General features: G+C 45.4%; 26 protein-coding genes and 1 pseudogene. 14 read left to right on the top strand and 13 right to left on the bottom strand.

What is annotated here, in order from left to right:
* The first annotated feature begins 346 nt into the window (after positions 1–346).
* From NIES593_RS08025 to NIES593_RS07995, 7 genes are all read left to right on the top strand, one after another.
* The gene (locus NIES593_RS08025; RefSeq protein WP_073599085.1) at positions 347–1366 is read left to right on the top strand and encodes a PstS family phosphate ABC transporter substrate-binding protein; all 1020 of its coding nucleotides are present in this window, start codon (positions 347–349) and stop codon (positions 1364–1366) included.
* Positions 1367–1891: 525 nt separating this feature from the next.
* Positions 1892–2980 carry a PstS family phosphate ABC transporter substrate-binding protein gene (locus NIES593_RS08020; protein ID WP_073599084.1) on the top strand — a complete coding sequence of 363 codons (1089 nt, stop codon included), beginning with the start codon at positions 1892–1894 and terminating at the stop codon, positions 2978–2980.
* Between the two features lie 107 nt (positions 2981–3087).
* Positions 3088–3243, top strand: a complete 156-nt coding sequence (locus NIES593_RS24015; protein WP_175561073.1) for a hypothetical protein — start codon at positions 3088–3090, stop codon at positions 3241–3243.
* Between the two features lie 58 nt (positions 3244–3301).
* Entirely contained in the window at positions 3302–4234 is a 933-nt protein-coding gene (gene pstC, locus NIES593_RS08010) for a phosphate ABC transporter permease subunit PstC (protein WP_073599082.1), read from the top strand.
* Positions 4231–5151: a phosphate ABC transporter permease PstA gene (gene pstA, locus NIES593_RS08005; protein WP_073599081.1), complete on the top strand. Its 921-nt coding sequence runs from the start codon at positions 4231–4233 to the stop codon at positions 5149–5151. The genes pstC and pstA overlap by 4 nt, the downstream gene beginning before the upstream one ends.
* 72 nt (positions 5152–5223) lie before the next feature.
* Positions 5224–6033, top strand: coding sequence for a phosphate ABC transporter ATP-binding protein PstB (gene pstB / locus NIES593_RS08000; RefSeq protein ID WP_073599080.1), 810 nt, complete (start codon positions 5224–5226; stop codon positions 6031–6033).
* A 589-nt stretch (positions 6034–6622) separates the two neighbouring features.
* Positions 6623–7078, top strand: a complete 456-nt coding sequence (locus NIES593_RS07995) for a PPC domain-containing protein (protein WP_015144896.1) — start codon at positions 6623–6625, stop codon at positions 7076–7078.
* Positions 7079–7165: 87 nt separating this feature from the next.
* On the opposite strand, the gene cobS is transcribed toward NIES593_RS07995, so the two are convergent.
* On the bottom strand, positions 7166–7957 hold the full coding sequence (gene cobS, locus NIES593_RS07990; protein ID WP_073599079.1) for an adenosylcobinamide-GDP ribazoletransferase: 792 nt from the start codon (positions 7955–7957) through the stop codon (positions 7166–7168).
* A 144-nt stretch (positions 7958–8101) separates the two neighbouring features.
* On the opposite strand from cobS, the gene NIES593_RS07985 reads away from it, so the two are divergent.
* Positions 8102–8560, top strand: a complete 459-nt coding sequence (locus NIES593_RS07985) for a hypothetical protein (RefSeq protein WP_073599078.1) — start codon at positions 8102–8104, stop codon at positions 8558–8560.
* Between the two features lie 89 nt (positions 8561–8649).
* Positions 8650–9756 carry a tRNA guanosine(34) transglycosylase Tgt gene (gene tgt, locus NIES593_RS07980; protein WP_073599077.1) on the top strand — a complete coding sequence of 369 codons (1107 nt, stop codon included), beginning with the start codon at positions 8650–8652 and terminating at the stop codon, positions 9754–9756.
* Here tgt and NIES593_RS07975 read toward each other — a convergent pair.
* The 4 genes from NIES593_RS07975 to NIES593_RS07960 all read right to left on the bottom strand — a co-directional run bounded on the left by NIES593_RS07975 (position 9753) and on the right by NIES593_RS07960 (position 13062).
* Positions 9753–11132 (bottom strand): hypothetical protein, encoded by a 1380-nt coding sequence (locus NIES593_RS07975; protein WP_073599076.1) that lies wholly within the window; start codon positions 11130–11132, stop codon positions 9753–9755. The genes tgt and NIES593_RS07975 overlap by 4 nt on opposite strands.
* Positions 11133–11538: 406 nt before the next feature.
* Entirely contained in the window at positions 11539–11763 is a 225-nt protein-coding gene (locus tag NIES593_RS07970) for a hypothetical protein (protein WP_073599075.1), read from the bottom strand.
* A 59-nt stretch (positions 11764–11822) separates the two neighbouring features.
* Positions 11823–12425 (bottom strand): superoxide dismutase, encoded by a 603-nt coding sequence (locus tag NIES593_RS07965; RefSeq protein ID WP_073599074.1) that lies wholly within the window; start codon positions 12423–12425, stop codon positions 11823–11825.
* A gap of 139 nt (positions 12426–12564) precedes the next feature.
* Positions 12565–13062 carry a TIGR00725 family protein gene (locus NIES593_RS07960; protein ID WP_073599073.1) on the bottom strand — a complete coding sequence of 166 codons (498 nt, stop codon included), beginning with the start codon at positions 13060–13062 and terminating at the stop codon, positions 12565–12567.
* A gap of 219 nt (positions 13063–13281) precedes the next feature.
* On the opposite strand from NIES593_RS07960, the gene NIES593_RS07955 reads away from it, so the two are divergent.
* Positions 13282–14067 (top strand): transporter substrate-binding domain-containing protein, encoded by a 786-nt coding sequence (locus tag NIES593_RS07955; RefSeq protein ID WP_073599072.1) that lies wholly within the window; start codon positions 13282–13284, stop codon positions 14065–14067.
* 150 nt (positions 14068–14217) lie between these two features.
* Complete coding sequence (locus NIES593_RS07950) at positions 14218–14748, top strand: tetratricopeptide repeat protein (RefSeq protein WP_073599071.1); 531 nt, start codon at positions 14218–14220, stop codon at positions 14746–14748.
* A gap of 91 nt (positions 14749–14839) precedes the next feature.
* Here the strand turns inward: NIES593_RS07950 and NIES593_RS25135 are convergent, their stop codons facing one another.
* Positions 14840–14962, bottom strand: a complete 123-nt coding sequence (locus NIES593_RS25135; protein ID WP_281250710.1) for a hypothetical protein — start codon at positions 14960–14962, stop codon at positions 14840–14842.
* Between the two features lie 201 nt (positions 14963–15163).
* Here NIES593_RS25135 and lpdA point away from each other — a divergent pair, with 201 nt between their 5' ends.
* The 3 genes from lpdA to NIES593_RS07935 all read left to right on the top strand — a co-directional run bounded on the left by lpdA (position 15164) and on the right by NIES593_RS07935 (position 17685).
* Positions 15164–16597 carry a dihydrolipoyl dehydrogenase gene (lpdA, locus tag NIES593_RS07945; RefSeq protein WP_073599070.1) on the top strand — a complete coding sequence of 478 codons (1434 nt, stop codon included), beginning with the start codon at positions 15164–15166 and terminating at the stop codon, positions 16595–16597.
* A gap of 61 nt (positions 16598–16658) precedes the next feature.
* Positions 16659–17120: a protein tyrosine phosphatase family protein gene (locus NIES593_RS07940; protein ID WP_217651847.1), complete on the top strand. Its 462-nt coding sequence runs from the start codon at positions 16659–16661 to the stop codon at positions 17118–17120.
* Positions 17121–17223: 103 nt separating this feature from the next.
* A complete protein-coding gene (locus NIES593_RS07935; protein ID WP_073599069.1) occupies positions 17224–17685 on the top strand; it encodes a hypothetical protein in 462 nt (153 codons plus the stop codon).
* Between the two features lie 68 nt (positions 17686–17753).
* Here NIES593_RS07935 and NIES593_RS07930 read toward each other — a convergent pair whose 3' ends face one another.
* From NIES593_RS07930 to sppA, 7 genes and pseudogenes are all read right to left on the bottom strand, one after another.
* Positions 17754–18245: a Jag family protein gene (locus NIES593_RS07930; protein ID WP_073599068.1), complete on the bottom strand. Its 492-nt coding sequence runs from the start codon at positions 18243–18245 to the stop codon at positions 17754–17756.
* Between the two features lie 40 nt (positions 18246–18285).
* The gene (gene yidC, locus NIES593_RS07925) at positions 18286–19440 is read right to left on the bottom strand and encodes a membrane protein insertase YidC (RefSeq protein WP_073599067.1); all 1155 of its coding nucleotides are present in this window, start codon (positions 19438–19440) and stop codon (positions 18286–18288) included.
* Between the two features lie 124 nt (positions 19441–19564).
* The gene (locus tag NIES593_RS07920) at positions 19565–19960 is read right to left on the bottom strand and encodes a PH domain-containing protein (RefSeq protein ID WP_073599066.1); all 396 of its coding nucleotides are present in this window, start codon (positions 19958–19960) and stop codon (positions 19565–19567) included.
* Positions 19932–20321 carry a ribonuclease P protein component gene (rnpA, locus tag NIES593_RS07915; protein ID WP_073599065.1) on the bottom strand — a complete coding sequence of 130 codons (390 nt, stop codon included), beginning with the start codon at positions 20319–20321 and terminating at the stop codon, positions 19932–19934. The genes NIES593_RS07920 and rnpA overlap by 29 nt, the downstream gene beginning before the upstream one ends.
* 12 nt (positions 20322–20333) lie before the next feature.
* A complete protein-coding gene (gene rpmH / locus NIES593_RS07910) occupies positions 20334–20471 on the bottom strand; it encodes a 50S ribosomal protein L34 (RefSeq protein WP_015142969.1) in 138 nt (45 codons plus the stop codon).
* 304 nt (positions 20472–20775) lie between these two features.
* Positions 20776–21156, bottom strand: a pseudogene (gene aroH, locus NIES593_RS07905) (chorismate mutase); the annotation flags it as partial.
* A gap of 72 nt (positions 21157–21228) precedes the next feature.
* Positions 21229–22050: a signal peptide peptidase SppA gene (gene sppA / locus NIES593_RS07900; RefSeq protein ID WP_073599064.1), complete on the bottom strand. Its 822-nt coding sequence runs from the start codon at positions 22048–22050 to the stop codon at positions 21229–21231.
* Positions 22051–22241: the final 191 nt, after the last annotated feature.

Raw genomic sequence — 22241 nt, 5'->3', positions numbered from 1 at the left:
GGAAGGAGAAAATGGCGCAAAACTATGTAGCGCTTTCTGAGAGATCGTTCCAAAAGTAGAGAATGTGCAAGGTACTCCGCCGTCTCGTCATGTTGAGCATAGCGATAGCGAAGCGAAACATCTCATACCAATTCGCTTTTCAGATGTCCTTTAAGAGTCGGGTTAAGATTAAATTAATAAAAATTTTTGATATTAAAATTACAAAAACATCTTGAGCAGGAGCGATCGCGGCACAAAAATATTAAGATTTTTATCAAACCATAAGCTTTTACTTGACCTAATGTATCAAATTTATTTGAAATATATTCTAGAAAACACTCCTTGATGGGAATAAGGAGATAAAACAATGAATATAAAAGTTTGTGGGTGGGCGATCGCTCTGAGTTTTTCTACTCTGGTGACAGGCTGTAGCGTACCGCCAACATCAACCTCTCAAATCCAGCAACAGCCCATCGTTATTGATGGTTCCAGTACCGTTTTCCCCTTGACAGATGAAGTCGTCAAAGAGTATCAATTTGAGCGCAGCGATGCTCCTGAGATTACAGTTGCTTTCTCTGGTACGGGAGGTGGGTTTAGAAAATTTTGTGCAGGTGAAACAGATATAAACAATGCGTCTCGTCCGATTGTAAATAAGGAGATAGAAGCTTGTAAAGCCAATCAAGTAAAGTACATTGAATTGCCAGTTGCCTATGATGCCCTAACAATAGTCATACATCCTTCCAATACTTGGGCACAAAGCCTTACTCTAGAAGAACTGAAAAAAATATGGGAACCAGCAGCACAGGGAAAAATTACCCGTTGGAACCAGATTCGTCCTGAGTGGCCCGACAAGCCTCTCAATCTATATGGTGCAGGTAGAGATTCTGGGACGTTTGATTACTTTACCGAAATAGTCGTCGGTAAAGTAGGAGCCAGTCGGAATGATTATATCGCCAGCGAGGATGACTACGAATTAATGCGACGAGTCAGGAACGATCCCAATGGTCTGGGCTACTTTGGCTATGCTTATTATGAGGAAAGCCAAACCCTACTCAAGGCAGTAGCCATTGACGAAGGCAGAGGTCCTGTATTGCCTTCAAGCGAGACAGTACTTGAAGGTCAGTATAAATCTCTTGCTCGCCCGCTGTTCATCTATGTGAATGCTAAGTTGCTAGAAGAGAAGCCAGGATTGCAGGACTTCGTTCAATTCTATCTCGTCAATGCCGAAAATCTGGCTAAGGTAGTAGGTTATGTACCTTTATCCGATGAAGCATATACTCTTGCTCTCGACCATTTCCAGAGTCGTAAAGTCGGGACTGCTTTTGCCGGACATTCTGAAAAGTTGACGCTTCAGGAACTGCTCAAGAGAGAGAAACGATTAGAGTAAGCTAAAATAATTTTCACTCGCTGTCAAACATCAACTGCCTCTCAAAAAAGAATTGACGGCTTTTTTCTTTTCTCTTAGCTAGCTATCGATTAAGTTAAAAATTGAGTTATTCCTGAGGAGAGATTGTCTAAAACTTAGATTGATATATGAGAACTCTATCGATAGCAAAGTTAAATGTTAACTCCGCTTCAAAAACTTTTCTAATTTTTAAAAAATCAAAAGTTGACAACAAGATTCCAAATAGAAAATCTAGTTTTGATAGCCTATTCCAACTTTTTCTTTAGAGACTACGCTTTACCAATACACATACACGATTAATTGTTCTTCAAGCTAACGACAAAAGTACAAGTTTAATTTGAGCTATTTAAACAAATCCCCAAAAAATCTTAACATCCAAATCAATTTTCTTAACCTCTTGTTTACCAACAAGAGTTACGCTGTGTCGTAGAATCAATAAAGTTTTTAAAGTTACGAATTTACGAAAACATGCCTTGCCTGAAAAATGCGTCATCTGAAGAAAACTTTATGACCCTTTCTAAGAAAACTAAACGCCAGCTTTCCATTCGTTTATCGTCTATCGGATTAGCTTTAACTTTAGCCGCCTGCGGCGGAGGAAATCAAACTACCACCACTCCTGATTCCACCTCAAGTCCCTCAGGAACTCAACAAAGCAGTCAACCTACCGCTTCTAACCTAAGCGGTGCAGTATTAGTTGACGGTTCTAGCACCGTTTTTCCGATCTCTGAGGCGATGGCAGAAGAGTTTATGAAGGCAAATCCCAACGTGAGAGTGACCGTTGGGGTATCCGGAACCGGCGGCGGATTTAAGAAATTCTGCGCTGGAGAAACCGATATTTCCAATGCTTCTCGTCCGATCAAAAAAGAAGAAATCGAACTGTGTCAGAAAAATGGCATTGAATATGTCGAACTTCCCGTAGCTTTTGACGGTCTATCGGTAGTGGTCAATCCGGCAAACGACTATGCGACTTGCTTAAAAGTGGACGAACTCAAGAAGATGTGGGAACCCGCTGCCCAAGGCAAAGTCACTAACTGGAATCAAATTAGAGAAGGCTTTCCTAATAAACGCCTTGGTTTGTACGGTGCAGGCACTGACTCCGGTACATACGACTACTTTACGGCTGCTATTGTCGGTGAAGAAGGCGAAAGTCGAGGCGACTTCACCGCTAGCGAAGATGACAACACAATCGTTCAAGGGGTGGCCTCCGATGAAGGCGGTCTTGGCTTCTTCGGTTATGCTTACTACGAAGAAAACAAAGATAGACTGAAGCTAGTCGCGATCGATAGCGGGGATGGCAATTGCGTAGAACCTAGCGAAACAACGATTGCTGACGGTAGCTACAAACCTTTGTCTCGTCCAGAATTTATTTACGTCAAGAAAACTTCCCTTGACAAACCTGCGGTTAAAGCGTTTGCTCAATTTCAGATCGATCCAGCCAATAAAAATCTGATTAAAGAGACTGGCTACGTGCCGCTTCCCGATGATATTCTCGCAGTAGTAAAAGAGCGCTTAGAAACCACTAAAATAGGTACTGTCTTTGGCGGAGAACCCGCAGTAGGCGTGAAACTTGCCGATATTCTGGCCAAAGAGAAGTAAAAAGTAACAAGACGCTATTAACTTGGAGGGCAAGGGAGCTTTTCCCTTTCGCCTTTCACCCCTTATCTATCGCGTTATGATACCAATTTGAAATAAGAAGGCGACAGATGAATTTACACAATTCAATCGTAGAAGTAGAAAGGGTTTCCCAATCCAAAATCCTTTCATCCAAAATCCGCCGTTCTCCCGGAAGCGGTTCCGGGAGCGTGCGGCGGCTTCGCCAAAATCTGCGGAACGCAGTCGCCGCACGCCGCTGGAATTGATTTCCAGCACAACGGCGACCAAAATCCAAATTCGCCAAAATCCAAAATCCAAAATGGTATGACTTTAGAATTACCGTTGTCTAAATCAAACCTGTGGCAACCTCGGCGGCAACTGAGCGAACGGATAGAATTAGCTGTCAAAGCAATTTTTGCTTTGTTTGCCTTGGTTTCTATCGCTACCACCATCGGGATTGTCCTGACGCTAATCTTTGAGACGATTGAATTTTTCCAATCGGTTCCCTTGTGGAAGTTTTTAACCGACACGCAATGGACTCCCCTGTTTGCTAACGCTCAATTTGGGATTTTCGTCCTGATTAGTGCGACATTTCTCACTTCCGTCATTGCTATTGCGATCGCTTTACCGTTAGGCTTGCTAGCTGCTATTTGCTTAAGCGAGTATGCTAGTCCCCAGGTACGTAAGTGGCTCAAACCCGGTCTAGAAATTTTAGCGGGCGTGCCCACAGTTGTTTATGGCTACTTTGCCTTATTGTTTGTTACTCCTCTATTGCAAAGTTTTATCCCCGGTTTGCAAGGATTCAATGCCTTGAGTGCCGGGCTAGTTTTAGGAATTTCTATCACTCCATTAGTCGCTTCTTTAAGTGAAGACGCTATCTATGCCGTTCCTCGCAGCTTGCGAGAGGGAGCTTATGCCCTGGGAGCAACCAAGCGAGAAACCATTCTTGCCGTCGTCTTGCCAGCCGCCCTTTCAGGAATTGTCGCTTCGCTTATTTTAGCCATCTCTAGGGCAATTGGGGAAACAATGATCGTGACCATTGCTGCCGGTCAAAATCCTCGGTTGGGACTAAATCCCTTCGTTCCCGTGATGACAATGACAGCCTTTATCGTGCAGGTCAGTTTGGGAGATACGCCAGCAGGATCCCTCGCTTATAAGACCATTTTTGCTGTGGGTATGACCCTGTTCCTCATCACCCTGACACTCAATATTTTTAGCTTTTGGTTCGTTCGCCGTTTCCGGGAGAAGTACGAATGACACGTCCAAATACTCGATTGTTTTCAGGAAAAAGCCAGCAAGACCAAGAGCTTTTTCAGAGCGATCGCGCCCAACGCTATGGAGTGGATCGTTTTTTTGAAATTCTGGTTTGGGTGGCGACATTTGTATCGCTAGTCGTATTAGCAGTTTTACTATTGGATACGTTTATTGATGGTTTACCTCGCCTTAATTGGACGTTTCTAAGCAGTTTTCCCTCCCGCAGACCGGAACAGGCAGGCATTTTATCTGCCCTAGCAGGAACCGTTTGGATGTTAGGGTTAGTAGCACTATTGGCTTTTCCCGTCGGAGTTGGGGCTGGAATTTATTTGGAGGAATTCGCGCGAGATAGCTTTTTAGCCAAGGTCATTGAAATCAATATTGCTAACTTAGCCGGGGTTCCTTCCATTATCTATGGATTGTTAGGGCTAGGATTTTTTGTTCGGGTAATGGCACCCATTACGGGAGGGCGGAGTATTCTGGCAGGTTCTCTCACGATCGCCTTGTTGGTACTACCGATTATCATCGTCACAACCCGCGAATCATTGCGTGCCGTTCCTGACAGCTTGCGACTAGCGGGTTTTGCTTTGGGCGCAACTCGCTGGCAAGTGATCCGCGACCATATTTTTCCAGTGGCTCTCCCAGGGATTTTAACGGGAACAATTCTGGCTTTGGCACGGGCAATTGGAGAAACAGCTCCTCTGATTACGATTGGCGCGCTGACCTTTGTCTCATTTTTACCAGAGAATTTACAGAGTTCTTTTACCGTACTACCCATTCAAATCTTTAACTGGGTTTCTCGTCCCCAAAAAGAGTTTCATGTTAATGCAGCAGCGGGAATTATCGTTTTGATGGTTGTTTTGTTGGCAATGAATGCCACGGCAATTATTTTACGCAATAAGTTCCAAAAGCGAGTTTGAATTCATTAATTGGGAACTTTTAACTTAGAAATTTAGAATTTATTTCTCATCTATTAGTTTTGGCTTAATCTTATGCTATCCGATTCTTCTTCTACTAATGTCATCACCGAAGCAATTATAAGAGTTCAGAATGTTTCTGTATACTATGGTTCTAATTTAGCCGTTCGCGATACTTCCCTCGACATACCAGAAAATAAAGTCGTTGCGTTTATTGGACCTTCTGGATGCGGAAAAAGTACGATTCTGCGCTGCTTTAACCGCATGAACGACTTAATTCCAGGGGCAAGGGTTGAAGGGAAAATTACCTTTCGCGGACGCGATATGTATGACAAAAAAGTCGACCCCGTGGCGTTGCGCAGCCGCATTGGCATGGTATTTCAGAAGCCGAATCCATTTCCTAAGTCTATTTATGAAAATATTGCTTTCGGGGCTAGAATTAACGGCTATCGGGGCAATATGGACGAGTTAGTCGAGGATTCCCTGCGCAAAGCTGCTTTGTGGGATGAGGTCAAAGATAAGCTCAAAGAAAGCGGACTTGCCCTCTCAGGCGGACAGCAGCAACGCTTATGTATTGCCAGAGCGATCGCGATTCAACCGGAAGTCATTTTAATGGACGAACCCTGTTCCGCCCTAGACCCCATTTCTACTTTAAAGGTGGAAGAGTTAATTCACGAGTTGAAACAGCAATATACTATTATCATCGTCACCCACAACATGCAACAAGCGTCGCGGGTATCCGATTACACGGCTTTCTATAATGCAGAAGCTACTCCCAAGGGAGGAAAAGTTGGTTATTTAGTCGAATATAACCGAACTGAAACAATTTTCCAAAATCCCCTACAAGAAGCGACTAGAGATTACGTCAGCGGTCGTTTTGGTTGATTTGAGCTAAGTTATCTTGCTATAAGTCAATAAGAAGAACCTAAAATCGATTTCTGTAAATCCTTGCAGAAGATGAAAGATAAAAGAGTGAGAGGTGTGGGAAAAGGGTGATTTATAGCAGGAATTTCTCAAAACGATATAATTCTATCTTCTCCCGCTCCTCGGACACTTGATAGCTTGATAAAAAATGAACGGCTCTTTAAGAGCCTCGTGAATAACGGTCAGGCGTGGTACAATGAACAAACCAACGCATCCATGGGTGCTACGAGAGGCAAGATTACTAATTCTCAGTAGTCAGAAAGTCAAACTAAGAAAAAATACTTAGTAACAGGGGAGGACACGTTGCTGGAACGTGCGTCTGGCGTTTGAGTGTCCGTCGCGATATAGTCTGAAGAAGAGAAAGTTAAATTTTTTGTCTGCTGTCGGACGGCCAGTGGACGTTGAATAGTAGCTTGCCGAGGGAAATCTGGACGTTGCTCGGAATCAAAGATGATTTTAAGCGCGCCTTACCCGATGAAGCAAGAATCCCCCAATTTATCGGTGGGAGTGTCAAAATAAATAGGTTTAAGATCGAGCGACCGAATTGTGTATGGCTATCCTCTGCGTCAATCGTTGGCATTTGCCCTTAGTATTTGGGACGCTTTCACTACTGATAGGACTGAAAACCGTGCCAGTGAAGGCACAGGAGAAGCTATATAATCCGCTTCCCATGCCCACCAATTCCGAAATCTCCGATAAGCTTACCGAACGAGATATCCCCACAGGCGAAGGAGGGTTTGCTCGCGATTATTTCGTGCAGCTAGAAGAGGGGGATCAGGTAGCGATCGACCTAACTTCCGATGATTTTGATAGCATTATCGTACTGCTTGCCGCCGACGGTTCGACGGTAGCAGAAAATGACGACGGACCGGATGGATCGACAAATTCGCTTCTGTTTGCGCGAATTACGGAGACGGGAAACTACATCATTCGCGTTCGCGCCTTTGGAGAAACGGGAAGCGGCAATTTTAAGCTAAAAATGACTCGTTTGCGGCCAGTGAAGTAGAAGTCGGAAGTCGAAATTCTCAATTCGGCGCGGCTCTAACTTTCGTCTTTTAACGGCGGAGTGGGAAGTCGAAAGAAAAAGCTGCTGTTAAAAAAAGACAGTAAAAAAGCAAAGCGATAGCGCTTCCGTCCACTCGACAACTGCGCCGTAAGTATCGCCCGTGTGTCCGCCAAACTGGCGATAGAACCAAAAACCGGATAAAAGCGCGATCGCGCCTCCAACTACTGTCATTGCCAATCCCAGCCACCATTGATGAGGGTCGAGTAAATAGGGAAGTCCGCCAAGACTCAATAAAAAGACAAGACCGAATAGAAGATCTTGGGGCAGGCGCAGACTTGGTTTGTGAAAGGCTCCTTTTCCTGTCGGTCTGAGATAAGGATAAAGCGCGATCGCGGCTACTTGTCCCCAACGTCCCCATCCAGCGGCACCCATCAATCCCAGCCAGCGGTAAGACTCCAAATCATACAAAGCCGCCGTTTTGATCGCCAATACGACGAGGGCTGCCATTACGCCAAAAGCACCCGTCGCGCTGTCTTTCATGACCTCTAGTCGGCGATCGCGATCGCCAACAGCCAACCCATCAGCTGCATCCATCGCGCCATCAAGGTGAAGTCCTCCCGTCAGTGCAATCCAAAGAGTAATAACCAAAACGCTACGAGTTAAGACCGAAAATCCCAGTCGCTGCAAAACCTCGTCAGCTAGCCCTAACAATCCTCCTACGAGCAACCCAATACAAGGGGCCCAACGAGCAATCCGTCGAAATTCTAGCTGCCAGTTTTTTGGGAGCCGTATTATGGTATAAAAGGTAACAGCACCAAAAAAAGAGGTTGTTTGTCGTTCTCGCCAGCGCGATATGATTTTCCAATCCACTCCCTTCATAAATTATCTTTATCTAAAACTTTAAGAAACAGTCAGGACATCTTGGGCTAAGATTGTGTCGTAGCCTACCGGATTCAAGATCGGGATATGCATAGATTTCCCCCCTTGGGCTGTCAAGACAATTACCATTAAAGGCTATTTCCTATGAGTCAGGAACAATCCGCGCACCACCTACCCGCCCCTTGCATTATCGATTCCGGTACGATTGTCAATAAAGCCGACATACAACGTTTACTTAACGATTTGGGCCGCGTTCGTTACATCCATACTCTAGACGGTCAGCTACAAAGCGAAGGAGAAGGATGGGTTCTAGAAGTTTTTGTCGATCCAGATCGAGCCACACTCGTAGCCAACCGCAAGCTATATCTTAACGTTTTAAGTTTTGACTATTTACAGCTTCATCAATCTTTAGAAAAAGAAACTTACTTCGATCTCATTCAAGACAATCGCCAACTGCGCCTCATTCCTGTTGCCAACGCTTTGCAAGATCCAGAAGTTACGAGCAACATTGATGCAGCTACCCTCGAAGCCATGGTCGCGCAAGTCCTTTCAGCCAGGTGGGACGTACAACTCGATGATGAAGACGACGATTGCCCGTTTTAAATTCAGCGACCAGCAAACACTAAAATGTTAGGTAGTATAGTTAATAATAGTAATTAATAACCAGTAACCGGTAACTGGTAACAGATTAAGTGGGATTTTCCTTTGAATGTCATGCCTCCTGTCGTCAAACGGGAGCAAGAGCGGGAGTTTGGCATACGCCGCACGGTTGCGTAGAAACGCCTCGATTTATGCCGGTAGGAACGCTGGCAACAGTTAAGGGATTGACCCCAGCACAAATACAGACAACTGGGGCACAGATGATACTAGCCAATACCTATCACCTGCACCTACAACCCGGAGAAGCAATTGTAGAGAAGGCAGGAGGATTGCACGAGTTTATGGGATGGCAGGGGCCAATTCTGACCGATTCGGGAGGGTTTCAGGTATTTAGCTTGAGCGAACTCCGCCAAATCGATGAATCTGGCGTGACCTTTTGCTCTCCCAGGGATGGACGCATTATCCAACTCACTCCAGAACGTTCGATTCAAATCCAGAATGCCTTGGGTGCAGATGTGATTATGGCATTCGATGAATGTCCGCCTGCTGGTGCTGCGTACGAGGAAGTCGTCGCAGCAACGGAACGAACTTACCGTTGGCTGGAACGCTGCCTCAACGCCCATCAATGCCCGCAAGAACAAGCTCTTTTTGGCATCGTTCAGGGAGGAATTTATCCAGACTTGCGCTGTGCTGCTGCGGAATCTCTAGTTAAGTTGGACTTACCCGGATATGCCATTGGCGGCGTGAGTGTAGGCGAAGAACCAGAACTGATTCATAAAATCGTTCGGATAACAGCTCCCTTGCTGCCGCCAGAAAAACCTCGCTATCTGATGGGAGTGGGAACTTATAAAGAGATGGTAGTAGCGATTGCGTCTGGAATCGATTTATTTGACTGCGTGATTCCGACTCGCTTTGGTCGTCACGGGGCAGCATTAGTCCGAGGAGAGCGCCTAAATCTCAAAAATGCCCAGTTTCGGGAAGATTTTACCCCCCTCGATCCGACTTGTCCCTGCTATACCTGCCAGAATTTCAGTCGGGCTTACCTCAACCATCTGGTTAAGTCGCGGGAAATGCTCGGCTATATCTTACTGTCTTTGCACAATATCAGCGAATTGGTACGCTTTACGCAACAAATTCGCGAGGCAATCTTGCGCGATCGCTTTGTTGAAGAGTTTGGCGGCTGGTTAGACGATCGTTAAATTGAATCGCTATCGGGCGGGAGTTTCTCCAAGACTGCTTCAGTCCACCAAACGTTGTCCCCTTTTTCTGGATGTATGCCATATTGTGGCTCGATGCCGTAGCGCGTCTTTTGGGGATGCCCCAAAGCCAGGCTAATTTGGCGGTAGAGGCGCATTAGGTCAAAGCCCCTGGGATCGCAATGAGTGCCTATTCGTCCGAACTCGCCTTGGTCTACCCAGTAGTGAGTCGTAATTTCGGGAAACTGACCTGCTTGCAGGGCAGCTTGCAGGTACAGGCGAGCGATTTGTTCGTACTGTTCGTCAGTATAAGCAGGTCGATCTAAGGTTTCCAGGGGAACGACTCGATTGGCTTGAATTTTTAAGCTATTTGGCACATTTTGATTGTATGCTCTCACTTGTGCATTCGTTACCCAGCACTCAGACCCTCGCTTTTGGAGAATTTCGACGTGAGTGGATGAGGCGACCCTCTTTCGATTTTCGCTGAGTACGGGATTTAGTTTTTGACAAGCGTTTTTGAGAGTCGCGGCCGTCCCAGACGAAGTAGCCATGCGAGCGGCATTCTCGCTATCGTTGAGAACGCCATTGCAGATCTGGGCAACCGTCCACAATCCCGTCGTCTTCCCCCCGTCCAAGTTAGTTGAAGAACGGGCTTTTAGCGCTTCAAAGGCTTGCTCGGAAGGTGCATTAAGCCAAATACTCGCTCGGTTAGCGAGAGAGGGTTCGTTCAAATTTAGCTCTGCCACTACATTTTTGAGCGCTGCTTGTCTTATCGATGCTGCGGTGGCACTCCAGACTCGGCGAATTTCCCGATTGCGAACGGTTTCGGGTAGAATGTCGGCTGCCTTTTCATAAACGGTTGCTGTCGGACGGCGCTGGTTGAAGAACATCGATCGCGCGATCGTCACTTTACCTTCCCTAGATACATAGGCGGCAATTCCATTGCCCATCGGACCTCTCGCTTGCTGTTTCATCCTCTCAATTGTGCTATCGCTCAGTTCGCCCGACGTATCGTGCAAGATAAACTTGGGAATTCGATCGAATGCTGGATCGGGATCGGTTGATAAGGGTTGTCCTAAAATTTGCGCGATCGCTTGGCGTTCCTGCTGGTTTAAGGGATGACCGACTCTACTGTTACTCGACTCTTGAGATTTATCGAACCATGCAGGGACTAACTTTAATGGTTCGGCGCGCTCTCTCTCTTTTAACGCAAGATTGTTAGAAGATAGAAATATCGATCTGTCAAAAACTAGCAATCCCAAGCTTATTGCTACCAAAATCGCAAAAACTACTAACTTTTGTAATAGGTGCTGTCTGCTTTCTCTGCGAATTCGAGGAGATAATTTTGCCCGATTCTTAAATCTATGGTAAATTGCCATCAGTTCTTCTGTGCGATGTCGAAAAATTTCTTGAGAATAAGGCTGTGCGTGTGAGGAACTGTCAGTATCTCAGCATAATTTACGAATCATTACCACAGTTATTGCCCAATAGAATTGCTTGTAGGGGCGGGTTTGGCTAAGATTTTTAGTGATATTAAATCCGGTTAAACAACCGCAATACCTAATTATGGCTAATTAGACGGATTTGATATGAAATTAGTAACTTAAAAACAAAACCCGCCCCTACCGATATTGCGGTCAATCAAACGGATTTGATATTATTGCGATTAGCTTTCATCAATTCTTTTACCCAATGAAAAAGCCTTACACACAGAGCTGCTGACTAATTGCGAACTGATAATTGTAAATTGCGAATTAATAATTGCTAATTGGTATGAGATGTCCTCTAAAAAAGATTCTCAGGATTGAAAACTTTATCTTCAATTCCTTTCCACCACTCGCCCAAATTCATCAAATCTTGGTGTAAATCTTCTAGTTGGCGCATATATTCTTCTTGGGAAAGATTAGAGCGATTTTCATGCAATTTTTGTAAGCGCAATTGTACTAACAACCAAGGTTTAGAAATGCCGTTAGTTTCTTCGATATATCGTGCTAAGTCTTTGCTATCCATGGGATTAAAACAGGGGATAAATAAAAGGGAGTAGTGGCGCTACTCCCTTTATTAAAAAACTAGCTAGCCGCTGCAAAATTTTGAGCGACGAAATCCCAGTTAATTAATTTGCTGATGAACTCATTGATGTAGTCGGGACGACGATTTTGGTAATCCAGATAGTAGGCGTGTTCCCACACATCCATTGTGAGTAGGGGAACTTGTCCGGCTACGATCGGATTATCGGCATTAGGAGTCTTGGTGACTTTCAACGTACCGTTGTCGAGTACTAACCAAGCCCAACCGCTACCAAACTGGGTAGCGCCTGCTGTCTTGAATTCCTCGACAAATTTATCGAAACTGCCAAAGTCAGCATTAATTTTGTCTGCCAGTGCCCCACTGGGAGTGCCGCCGCCGTTGGGTTTCATGCAATTCCAATAAAAAGTGTGGTTCCAAGCTTGGGCACCATTATTGAAGATTGCAGTTTTAGAAGAATCGCCTGCAACTGCTTTGATGACTTCTTCGATTGACTTGTTCTCGAATTCGGTTCCCTTAACTGCCGAATTGTAGTTGTTTACATAGGCAGCATGGTGCTTATCGTGATGAAATTCAAGGGTTTTTTTAGAAATAACTGGTTCTAGTGCCGTGTAGTCGTATGGTAGTGCAGGAAGTTCGTATGCCATTGTGTTCAATCCTCTCTGATTGCTATTGCGGAGTACCGTCACTCAGAGTTGCCCCCAAAGTACGGCTTCCTGGCTTATGCAATAAAACTTAACAGCTTGATTTTACCTTAAAAGCGAATCTCGACCAAGCGATCGCTCTTTAGACAGATTTTCTCAAGATCGCTTTCACTAGCGCGATCGCAGTTTCGACATTATCTGCCACAAAAATTCGCTCCTGGCAAAGGCTGGTAAAGAACTGGATGCTCTCCTGAGTATGGGTTAATAAAACGACTGATTTGCCATTCTTTAAAGCCAACGCGACTTCTGAAGCCGTACCTGCTCCCATTCCGCAGGCAACGATCGCGTCACAAGAAAGGACGTTAATATTATTGCGGGCGTTTCCCATATCCGTCACGATGGCGATGTCCACTGCCTCGGAAACAGCCTCAAGATTCTTTGTCGGTAAAATCCCAACCGTCAACCCTCCCGCCGCCTTTGCCCCTTTACTTGCCGCATCCATTACGCCGACATTTCTGCCTCCCGTTAGGAGGATCCATCCCTGGGCAGCAATTAATTGACCAAGCTTGTATGCATTTTCTAGATCGCTTGCGATCGCATTTTCGCCCGGTCCCATCACGCCGATCGTTATTTTTCTCATTCTCGTCTAAAACTTCCACAATTTTGTAGGGTTCTAGAAAAAAGCTTGGATTCCAAGTTGATAAGGCTAGTTCCTAACCCTAGTACCCCAGTGCCTCATTGAGCGTTGCCATTGAGATTTTAAGGCGATCGCGATACAGTTTTCTTTAGCATAACTCGCTCCTGAGGCTATAATAACTAACTGCGGTCTGAGATAGTATTTCTAGAGCCTAAAATTAGCATGGCAATTGAGAAGAAACTATGGCAATCGTGTCTTGCGATCGCGATCGCGGTTAACTCTTTCATATCCTCTTCCTCAGCACTCGCTGCCGAATTAGAGGAAATTGTCCGTCGGGGCAAGCTTGTTGTTGCCGTTAAAGATAATTTACGTCCGCTTGGATTTTACGACGAACGGGGCAATTTACAAGGACTAGAAATCGACATTGCCAAGCGTCTAGCGCAAGAATTATTAGGCAGTCCCGATGCAGTCGTTTTCAAACCCGTCGCCAATCAAGAACGCTTGCAAGTCGCACTCGATGGCGAGGTAGATCTCGTCATCGCTAGAGTGACGACAACTCCTGCTCGTTCGCGATTGGTAGACTTTAGCCATTATTATTATCTAGATGGCACGGGAATCGTCACCCAAAATCCAACCGTAAAACAGTTGAGCGATCTAGCTTCCGGTAGAATTGCCATTCTCAAAGGCTCTAGTACGATTGCTGTCGTCCGATACGAGCTACCCAAGGCTCAACTAATTGGGGTAGAGTCATATCAAGAGGCCTTGTTGCTCTTGGAAGCAGGAGGTGCAGATGCCTTTGCCGCAGATAATAGCGTTTTAGCTGGCTGGGTACAAGAATATCCCCAGTATCGACAATTACCCGTCCGTCTTTCCGGTGAAGCTTTGTGTGTAGCGATCCCAAAAGGATTACAATCCTCAAGTTTGCGCGATCGCGTCAACCAAGCGATCGCTCGTTGGCAACAATCGGGTTGGTTGCGAGAAAGGGCCGCCTATTGGGGACTTCTTTAAGGACGGAGGAGACTGGGGGACAAGAAAGAATCAATCCAAAATCCACCGTTCTCCTTGAAGCGGTTCAAGGAGCATGCGGCGGCTTCGCCAAAATCTAAAATCCTTTCATCAAAGGACAAATAACTAATAACAACTAACTAATAACCAACGATGAGTGAATATCTTCCAGTCATTTACCTATCTGTGTTGCTGATACTGCTAGGCGGTACAGCCTTGTTTTTATTGCGTCAGGTTTTCAAAACTCGTCAGGTTGAAAGCACTTTTTCTCGCCTGCAAAAGAAACTGCAAAAAGAAAAAGGCACTGCTAAAGAATACTACGAACTAGGCAGTATCTATTTAGATAAAAAATTATTTGTCCAAGCAATCAATCTCCTGCAAAAAGCTTTAAAAACCGATGAAGAAATAGAACCAGAAAACAAAGCTTTAATTTATAATGCGCTTGGGTATGCCTATTTTTCTCAGGAACAGTACGAATTAGCCATTCGTAACTACAAAGAAGCTTTAAAACTTTACCCCGAGTATGCGATCGCGCTCAATAATTTAGCGAACGTATACGAGCGCAAACAAATGGCAATCAAGGCATTAGAAACCTATGAAGAAACGCTCAAATTCGAGCCTAATAATGCCGTTGCCAAGCGTCGAGCTGAATCGTTGCGCAAGCGTTTTGTAAGCTCAAATTAAGAGATAGGAGAAGTAGGGGGAAAGCTTCTAAGGGCGAATTCCTGCCAATCTTAAATTAACAGATGAATCCGACCATATATTGGCTGGTAGCTTAAAACTTATCAATGGTTCCAAAAATTATACCAATTTTCAGGTTTTCGCGAGCGACATTCTTCTCCCCTCTCCCTATTTGGGAGAGGGGTTGGGGGTGAGGGCAATCGACCATCTGTGTCATTAATGAATGAAAAATGGTATAAGGTTCGACCGGAATTCTTCAACTACATTGCGAAGCACGCCGACAATTTTCTCCTCAACATTTGCTAAATTATTCATGACGCGGATAGGATGACCAATGTAAGGTTGCCCTGCTTTATCAACCTTTCCTTCTTCGCAATTAATTCTAAAATAAGGTTGCGATCGCCTATAAGGAGCGTCTATGAGCGAACAGTTTGATTACGATTTAGTAATTATTGGTGCGGGCGTCGGCGGACACGGTGCGGCGCTACACGCAGTCAAATGCGGATTGAAAACCGCGATTGTCGAAGCAAAAGATATGGGCGGGACTTGTGTCAATCGGGGATGTATCCCTTCTAAAGCCCTCCTAGCTGCATCGGGAAGAGTCAGAGAATTACGCGATACTCACCATTTAGACAGTCTTGGAATCCACGTTGGCGGTGTAACTTTCGATCGCCAAGCGATCGCCAACCATGCTATTAATCTAGTTGAAAAGATTCGCGGCGATCTCACCAACAGCCTTAAGCGTCTTAAAGTCGATACGATTCGCGGTTGGGGAAAAATTGTCGCTCCCCAGAAAGTGAGCGTCATTACAGAGGATGGCGAAAAGATCGTTACGGCTAAGGATATTATGCTGTGTCCCGGTTCGGTACCGTTCGTACCGCCAGGAATTGAAATCGACCACAAAACCGTCTTTACTAGCGATGAAGCAGTCAGATTAGAAAACCTGCCCAAATGGGTTGCCATTATCGGCAGCGGTTATATCGGGTTAGAGTTTTCCGATATTTATACGGCGCTAGGGTGTGAAGTTACCATGATTGAAGCCCTAGATACTCTCATGCCAGGATTCGATCCGGATATTTCTAAAATAGCCAAACGGATTTTGATCGATCCCCGCGACATTGAAACCTATGTAGGAACGCTTGCGAAAACCGTAAAACCGGGTTCTCCCGTGGTTATCGAATTGGCAGATGCACAAACGAAAGAAATTATCGATGTTCTAGAAGTCGATGCTTGCTTAGTGGCAACGGGGCGCATTCCTGCTACTAAGAATTTGGGGTTAGAATCGGTAGGCGTAGAACTCGATCGCCGAGGCTATATTCCTGTAGACGATCGTATGGCAGTCTTAAGCAATGGAGAACCAATTCCCCATCTCTGGGCAGTCGGCGATGCTACGGGGAAAATGATGCTTGCTCACGCGGCATCCGGTCAAGGAGTGGTCGCTGTCGAAAATATCTGCGGTCGTCAAAAAAACATCGATTATCGCAGCATTCCCGCTGCCGCCTTCACTCATCCAGAAATTAGCTATGTGGGGCTGACAGAACCAGCAGCCAAAGAATTAGGTCAGCAGGAAGGATTTGAGGTAGCATCGGTTAAAACCTACTTTAAAGGCAATTCTAAAGCCCTTGCAGAAGGCGAAACCGAGGGGATGGCAAAGGTCGTCTATCGCCAAGATACGGGCGAAGTGTTAGGCGTTCATATTATTGGCATTCACGCTTCCGATTTGATTCAAGAAGCCGCTAACGCGATCGCAGAACGTCAATCCGTCCAAAACCTCGCCTTTAACGTCCATACTCATCCTACCCTCTCTGAAGTTCTCGACGAGGCGTATAAACGGGCAGAAGTAGCAGTTTAGTTAGTAGTTAGTAGTTAGTAGTTAGTAGTTCTCCAACTAACCACTAACTACTATCCTATCTATGTTCGTTATGCAAGAAATCGTTAATTACTATCAAATCACAGACAAGATAGCCACATCGGGACAGCCGACGCGGGAACAATTTCAAAAAATCGCCGATGCGGGTTACGAGTCGGTTATCAATCTCGCGCTGCCTTCATCCAAAAATGCCCTAGCCGATGAAGGGACAATCGTCGCGGGTTTGGGAATGGCTTACTTTCATATTCCCGTCGTTTGGGAAGCCCCAAAACTCGACGACGTGCGCCTCTTTTTTGACGTAATGAAATCTTTGAGCGATCGCAAGGTGTGGGTGCATTGCGCGCTCAATATGAATGAGAGTCTCTTGTTTTCTGTATCTTTTTCAAAAGCACGTCTTAAAGTTGCCCGAAGCGCGATCGCGCTATCCGATGGCAGAAATTTGGCAGCCAGAAGGCGCGTGGCAGTAGCTCATTCAAGAGGCAGAGAGAACATTTGGTCGCGATGAAAAATCCGCTTAAAAATTTTTTCTCTTTTGCAGGAAAAAGCAGCTTACACCTCTACTTTTGGAGTCTATCTTAGATAGATAGCCTTATTTATTATTACTCTTTATGCTAACCCATCATCGCCGACCTATCTGCCTATCTCTTTTTTCAACCGATCTTCCTATTTGTTCGACGATTGAGGCGGCAGCAACCTTATATCAGAAAGATCGACAAAGATTTCACCTGCTGTTTTATCAGTCAGATCTACCTCAACCAGTCGATCGCTCCCTGGAAAACGGAAGGTTACTCTGGTTGGAAATTTCCCCCTATCGAGCAATTATGACGATGCAAGGAAAGGATCGGTTAGCCTACCGTCATTATTGGGAACAAGGAATTTACGGCATTAGCCGCTATTGGTTCAATGGCAGCGGCGATCGAGACGGACAATCTTTCCGCCTGCGTAACTATACTCGCAGCTTGCAACTAGAAGGTTCTCCTCTGCCCACGCACTTGCGAGTCGAGTACGAGTTGTGGTCGCAGAATGTTCGCTTAGGGCACTATGTCTTGCACCTGGAAATTTATCATTAAAACGGTTGAAGTCAAAAAACCCGCCTAAGCGGGTTTTAAGTTTAAGTTTACCTGGTTATTTTTTTCAATCAACGTAGTCGAACGACTAATCGCCGATCGGGTTCTTGACCTCGACTTTCGGTTTCTAAATCTTCGGCATCTTTAAGAAAAGTGTGAATCTGGCGGCGTTCAGCTGAGGAAAGGGATTTCATTTCTACTTCTTGTCCGGTCTGACGCACTTGTTGGGCAACTTCCTTAGCGAGAGTCAGAAGTTCCTCTTGACGCTTGATCCGGTAGCCAACGAGTTCTACTGTAAACGCCCGTTGGTCTTCTGGCGCTAACCCCAGATTCAGTATAGTGTTGGCAAGGTATTGAATCGCATCAATCCCTTCTCCTTTTTGACCGAGCAGAATTTTTATCTGTTCTGGCGTTAAATTGGTTTCATCAATAATGAGCCAGCAGGCATTTACATCTGCCCCGTAAAGCTCTCCTTGCCCAATTTTTACCTGGGTAGGAAACCCCATTAGCTGTAATAGTTTTTCTAACCACTGCTGACCTCGCTGGATTGTTTCCTCCATCATTACCGCGATCGCCCCCTCATTCCGATTCAGAATTTAAAATTTAAGATGTTTTCTCCTTTTCCTTCTTCTTAGAACGCTTTTCAAAGGGCAGTTCTTCTCGTCCTTTTTGGGCTTTTTCTTGCTGTTCTACCAGTTTTTGGAGGTTTTCCGGCAAGGGTTCTCGCATTAATATTACCGTTTGCAGGGTTTGGAAGAGGTTAGCCACTACGATGTACATCAACACTCCCGCCGGAAGGGGGAAAAAGAGGAACATAGCACTGAAAATAACTGGCGTAATCTTGTTAACGGTTTGCTGTTGCTGAGCATTAGCTCCACCGCCGCCTTGGGAAGAACCGGACAGTTCTTGGTTGATATAGATACTCAACCCAAAAAAGATTACCATGCCCAAGATATCCCAGTTAATGCTGCCATCCTCTGACGTTACGCCCACGCGCCCTAGCTTTTCAATAAAGAGAAATCCGGTATTGGCAGCAATTCCCGGAATTGTTCCCTGAATGGTTGCCTCTCCAGGAGCTAGCGCTTCGATGGTTCCGTCCTCATTGATTTTGATGCGTTCGGAGCCTTTGATAACTTGCCATTTAGGTTGAATTTGGCTTTCTGGGTAATCTGCTGCTAACTGCTCTAAGGACTTGCCTTCAACCGTTTGAAACTCAACTTTTGTCTTGTCGCCAACGGCTAATTTATTGCCACCAGGCAGTATGGCAGCGATCGGGTAGTGGACGCCATCGCTGACATAAATATTTTGGGGTTTGGTGGCAAAAGTTTGGGGCTGAATTTGGGCAATTTGCTCTCTAGGCAAGATTTGAACGTCAACGGTATAGTTAATATCGGCAAATGGCGATCCCCGTAAAGTAGCAAATAGCGCGAAAAGAATCGGCATCTGCAACAGCAGGGGCAGGCATCCGGCTAGGGGATTGCCAAACTCCTGCATGAGTTTTCCCATTTCCTCCTGCTGTTTTGCCGGATCGTCTTTATAGCGTTTCTGGATTTGTTCTTGCCGCTCTTTCATCAAGGGCTGGGTGATGCGCATTTTTCTCATGTTGCGAATCTGCCCGGCACTGAGAGGATAGAGACCAAGGCGAATGACTAATGTAAGCGCAATAATCGCAAAGCCATAGCTGGGGACAATCCCGTAGAAAAAGTCCAGGATTGGCAGCATGATATTTGTGGAAATAAATCCGACACCAAAATCCATTCTTCTAAATTTATGCCTTTTTGTAACGTTTCCTCTGTAATTCTGTTAGGGATTGAGATAGGAGATGGAAAAATTGTTTATTGTCTCCTTATCCCATCGTCTCTTGTTATCTTTAATCTACAATCTACGAACTGGTAATCGCTTCTACAGAGCGACCCGTTTTAGCAGAAGTTTTTTGGGCTATGTAGTCGTAGATTTCTCGGAATCGTGGCAGCGATCGCAGCTCTAGGCGGCTTTTATCTTTTAGCGTCACGACGATATCGCCCCACAATCCAATTCCGCGGGGCACTTTAACGATTTTAACGATTTCTGAATAGATGATATCGGTGCGATCGCGTCCCATCCATCCCCCGGTCACCGAGATGCGGCGATCGGTAATCCTATAGCGCAACCAAATCGACCGAACGATAGCTCCTATGGTTAGCGGCAAACAAATTACTGTAAAGCCCAGCAAGATATTGACAATTAAATCGCCAATATGAGGACCGCCTTCATAAAACGTATTCTCTCTTATGCCCATTGATAATATCGGCTTCAACTAACAACTGTTTCAATTCTCGCAAAAAATGTTCATATTTGCACTCCAATGCCTTGGGACGCACGGCAACAACTATTTTCCATCCCGGTGAAAGGTCGGGAAGTAACTCTATAAGCGCTGCCCGGATTTGCCGCTTGATACGATTGCGAATGACAGCTTTTTTGCTGACTTTTTGGCTAACAGAAATGCCAATGCGAGTTGCTGCCGCTCGAAGTGAATTGTCTGGTTCGGTTTCCGACAGTGCCAATAAGCTTAGGTGAGAACTACTGTAGCGAGTCCCCTGCTGATAAATTTTCTGAAAGTCTTTCCAGTGCTTGAGCCGATGAACTTTAGGCAATCCCACAATAACAGCCGCTTAAACTGTTAGCTGATGCCGTCCTTTTCTACGTCGGGCTTGGAGAACTTTCCGACCATTTTTGGTCTTCATCCGAGCGCGGAAGCCCGAAGTTCTCTTTTGTTTGCGATTGGTACCTTCTAGCGTTCGCCGAGTCACGTAATTATTTCCTCCTTAACGCAATTCGATCGGGATTTTATCCTAAAAAACCAGTCTCTAATTATAACATTAATTTGAAGAAAATTAAAAAGATATAAATTCAGAAGCTAGCGATCGGTTACCAGTCAGTCACCGATCGGCAACTCTGAATAATAGCGATAAATTCGATTAACTTTCCGTTCCTTCAGGCATCAATCTTGTCGAGCGATTTTCTTGTTGTCTCCGACTGCCAGAAAGTCAGAAACTTATGCAACAGCTCTATTGGCGATGGGAAAGAGAAGGGAAAAGAAGTTGAAGCGGGCGTGCTGAGTTGGGCTAAACTCCAATCGCGTCTGAGATTTTTGGCACCGCGTAGATAGGAATGATGAATCTCGACTTGGCGTTTGAAGGTATTGACTTGAATTAAAACCCGAATGCAACGTTCGATACTGCCTTTGACGGACATTTGCTGTACGTCTAGTAGAGGAACATTTTCCCAGTGAGGGCGCTCTCTTGCGATCGCGGCTGGGAAAATCGCATTTAAGTCCGGCGTTGCGGTAAAAATAACGCTGATGATATCTTCTGGATCGAGTTGGTTGTGCGTTTCGATTTCGTCAAGCAGTTCCGTGACAACTTCTCTAATTGCTTCTACCGTATTCTCTGAAGCCGTCGTCGCTCCCCGAATCGCTCGCACTTTCCACTCCACTGTCATGTTCCTCCGACAATTGTTTTTAGAGTTTAAATCTTAAAGATCTCCAAAATCTAATTTTTCCGCTCATTACGGTCTATATAACCATAATGGCTGACCGCTAGTCGCCAGTTCAAATTCTAGCCAATCTATCGCCGCGCCTATCGCAGTTTTAGATTGATTTCTGCCTCCTAAAATCCGATTGAGTAGGGGTTTGGGTTCTTCAATGGTTTGATACTCGGTTTTTTCGGGATCGAGTCCGGCTAACTCGGCTGCCCAGCGGCGAGCATCTTCTTCCGTTCCCAGGCGATCGACAACTCCCAATTCTACTGCCTGCTGACCTGTAAAAATGCGACCGTCAGCAAAGTTTTTCACCGTTTCTATTGCTAGTTTGCGAGCCTCGGCGACTGTTGTTACAAATTGTTGATAACTGGTGTCGATCATTTCCTGAAGGATATTTTGTTCCTCGGCAGTTAGTTGGCGATCGAAAGCCAGAATATCTTTGTAGGGACCGGATTTGATGACTTTAAAGGAAACGCCGACTTTATCGAGCAAACGTTCTAGGTTATTTCCGCGCAGAATCACGCCAATACTGCCCGTAATCGTGCCGGGGTTTGCCATAATGTGTTCGGCTCCCATGCCGATGTAAACGCCGCCAGAGGCAGAAATATTGCCGAAGCTAGCAACAATTTTGACTTTCTCTCGCAGACGCTTGAGAGCTTCATAAATTTCCTGGGAATCGCCCACCGTACCGCCAGGTGAATCGATCCGCAACAGCAGGGCGGGAAATTTCTTTTCTTTAACGGTTTCTAAAGCCTTGAGAACTCGTTTGCGAGTATCTCCTGCGATTACTCCTGTAATTTCTATCCGTGCAATTTTCTTTGTTGTTTTGGGTTTAAAGGGCCAGATCATGCGTTATTCAGAAACTATGTTGTGAGGTTGAGCTAGCTCAACGCAGCCGCTCGAATTAGTTCGGACGGAAGGTTGAGATCGTTCAAAAGAAAGCCAAACTTAAGCTTATGCCTATATATACTCTAATCTGTTCGGTTTTGTGTGGCAGGTTGCGATCGCACATCGTACAAAGATCGGAGTTTGAGCGAGTT

It is taken from the genome of Hydrococcus rivularis NIES-593 (assembly GCF_001904635.1).
Lineage (GTDB): Bacteria > Cyanobacteriota > Cyanobacteriia > Cyanobacteriales > Microcystaceae > Hydrococcus > Hydrococcus rivularis.
Note: the sequence above shows the minus strand (reverse complement) of the source record. Positions and strands in the feature narration are given on the sequence as shown.

Excerpts from the sequence above, each read along its gene's own strand:
- NIES593_RS07975 (WP_073599076.1), bottom strand. The coding sequence starts at position 11,132 with ATGGCAATTTACCATAGATTTAAGAATCGGGCAAAATTATCTCCTCGA.
- NIES593_RS07935 (WP_073599069.1), top strand. The coding sequence starts at position 17,224 with ATGCTAACCCATCATCGCCGACCTATCTGCCTATCTCTTTTTTCAACC.
- NIES593_RS07960 (WP_073599073.1), bottom strand. The coding sequence starts at position 13,062 with ATGAGAAAAATAACGATCGGCGTGATGGGACCGGGCGAAAATGCGATC.
- cobS (WP_073599079.1), bottom strand. The coding sequence starts at position 7,957 with ATGAAGGGAGTGGATTGGAAAATCATATCGCGCTGGCGAGAACGACAA.
- NIES593_RS07965 (WP_073599074.1), bottom strand. The coding sequence starts at position 12,425 with ATGGCATACGAACTTCCTGCACTACCATACGACTACACGGCACTAGAA.
- NIES593_RS07985 (WP_073599078.1), top strand. The coding sequence starts at position 8,102 with ATGAGTCAGGAACAATCCGCGCACCACCTACCCGCCCCTTGCATTATC.
- NIES593_RS08025 (WP_073599085.1), top strand. The coding sequence starts at position 347 with ATGAATATAAAAGTTTGTGGGTGGGCGATCGCTCTGAGTTTTTCTACT.
- yidC (WP_073599067.1), bottom strand. The coding sequence starts at position 19,440 with ATGGATTTTGGTGTCGGATTTATTTCCACAAATATCATGCTGCCAATC.
- NIES593_RS24015 (WP_175561073.1), top strand. The coding sequence starts at position 3,088 with ATGAATTTACACAATTCAATCGTAGAAGTAGAAAGGGTTTCCCAATCC.
- NIES593_RS25135 (WP_281250710.1), bottom strand. The coding sequence starts at position 14,962 with ATGACACAGATGGTCGATTGCCCTCACCCCCAACCCCTCTCCCAAATA.
- NIES593_RS07950 (WP_073599071.1), top strand. The coding sequence starts at position 14,218 with ATGAGTGAATATCTTCCAGTCATTTACCTATCTGTGTTGCTGATACTG.
- pstA (WP_073599081.1), top strand. The coding sequence starts at position 4,231 with ATGACACGTCCAAATACTCGATTGTTTTCAGGAAAAAGCCAGCAAGAC.
- NIES593_RS07995 (WP_015144896.1), top strand. The coding sequence starts at position 6,623 with ATGGCTATCCTCTGCGTCAATCGTTGGCATTTGCCCTTAGTATTTGGG.
- NIES593_RS07955 (WP_073599072.1), top strand. The coding sequence starts at position 13,282 with ATGGCAATTGAGAAGAAACTATGGCAATCGTGTCTTGCGATCGCGATC.
- pstC (WP_073599082.1), top strand. The coding sequence starts at position 3,302 with ATGACTTTAGAATTACCGTTGTCTAAATCAAACCTGTGGCAACCTCGG.
- NIES593_RS07970 (WP_073599075.1), bottom strand. The coding sequence starts at position 11,763 with ATGGATAGCAAAGACTTAGCACGATATATCGAAGAAACTAACGGCATT.
- sppA (WP_073599064.1), bottom strand. The coding sequence starts at position 22,050 with ATGATCTGGCCCTTTAAACCCAAAACAACAAAGAAAATTGCACGGATA.
- pstB (WP_073599080.1), top strand. The coding sequence starts at position 5,224 with ATGCTATCCGATTCTTCTTCTACTAATGTCATCACCGAAGCAATTATA.
- NIES593_RS08020 (WP_073599084.1), top strand. The coding sequence starts at position 1,892 with ATGACCCTTTCTAAGAAAACTAAACGCCAGCTTTCCATTCGTTTATCG.
- NIES593_RS07930 (WP_073599068.1), bottom strand. The coding sequence starts at position 18,245 with ATGATGGAGGAAACAATCCAGCGAGGTCAGCAGTGGTTAGAAAAACTA.
- lpdA (WP_073599070.1), top strand. The coding sequence starts at position 15,164 with ATGAGCGAACAGTTTGATTACGATTTAGTAATTATTGGTGCGGGCGTC.
- NIES593_RS07940 (WP_217651847.1), top strand. The coding sequence starts at position 16,659 with ATGTTCGTTATGCAAGAAATCGTTAATTACTATCAAATCACAGACAAG.
- NIES593_RS07920 (WP_073599066.1), bottom strand. The coding sequence starts at position 19,960 with ATGGGCATAAGAGAGAATACGTTTTATGAAGGCGGTCCTCATATTGGC.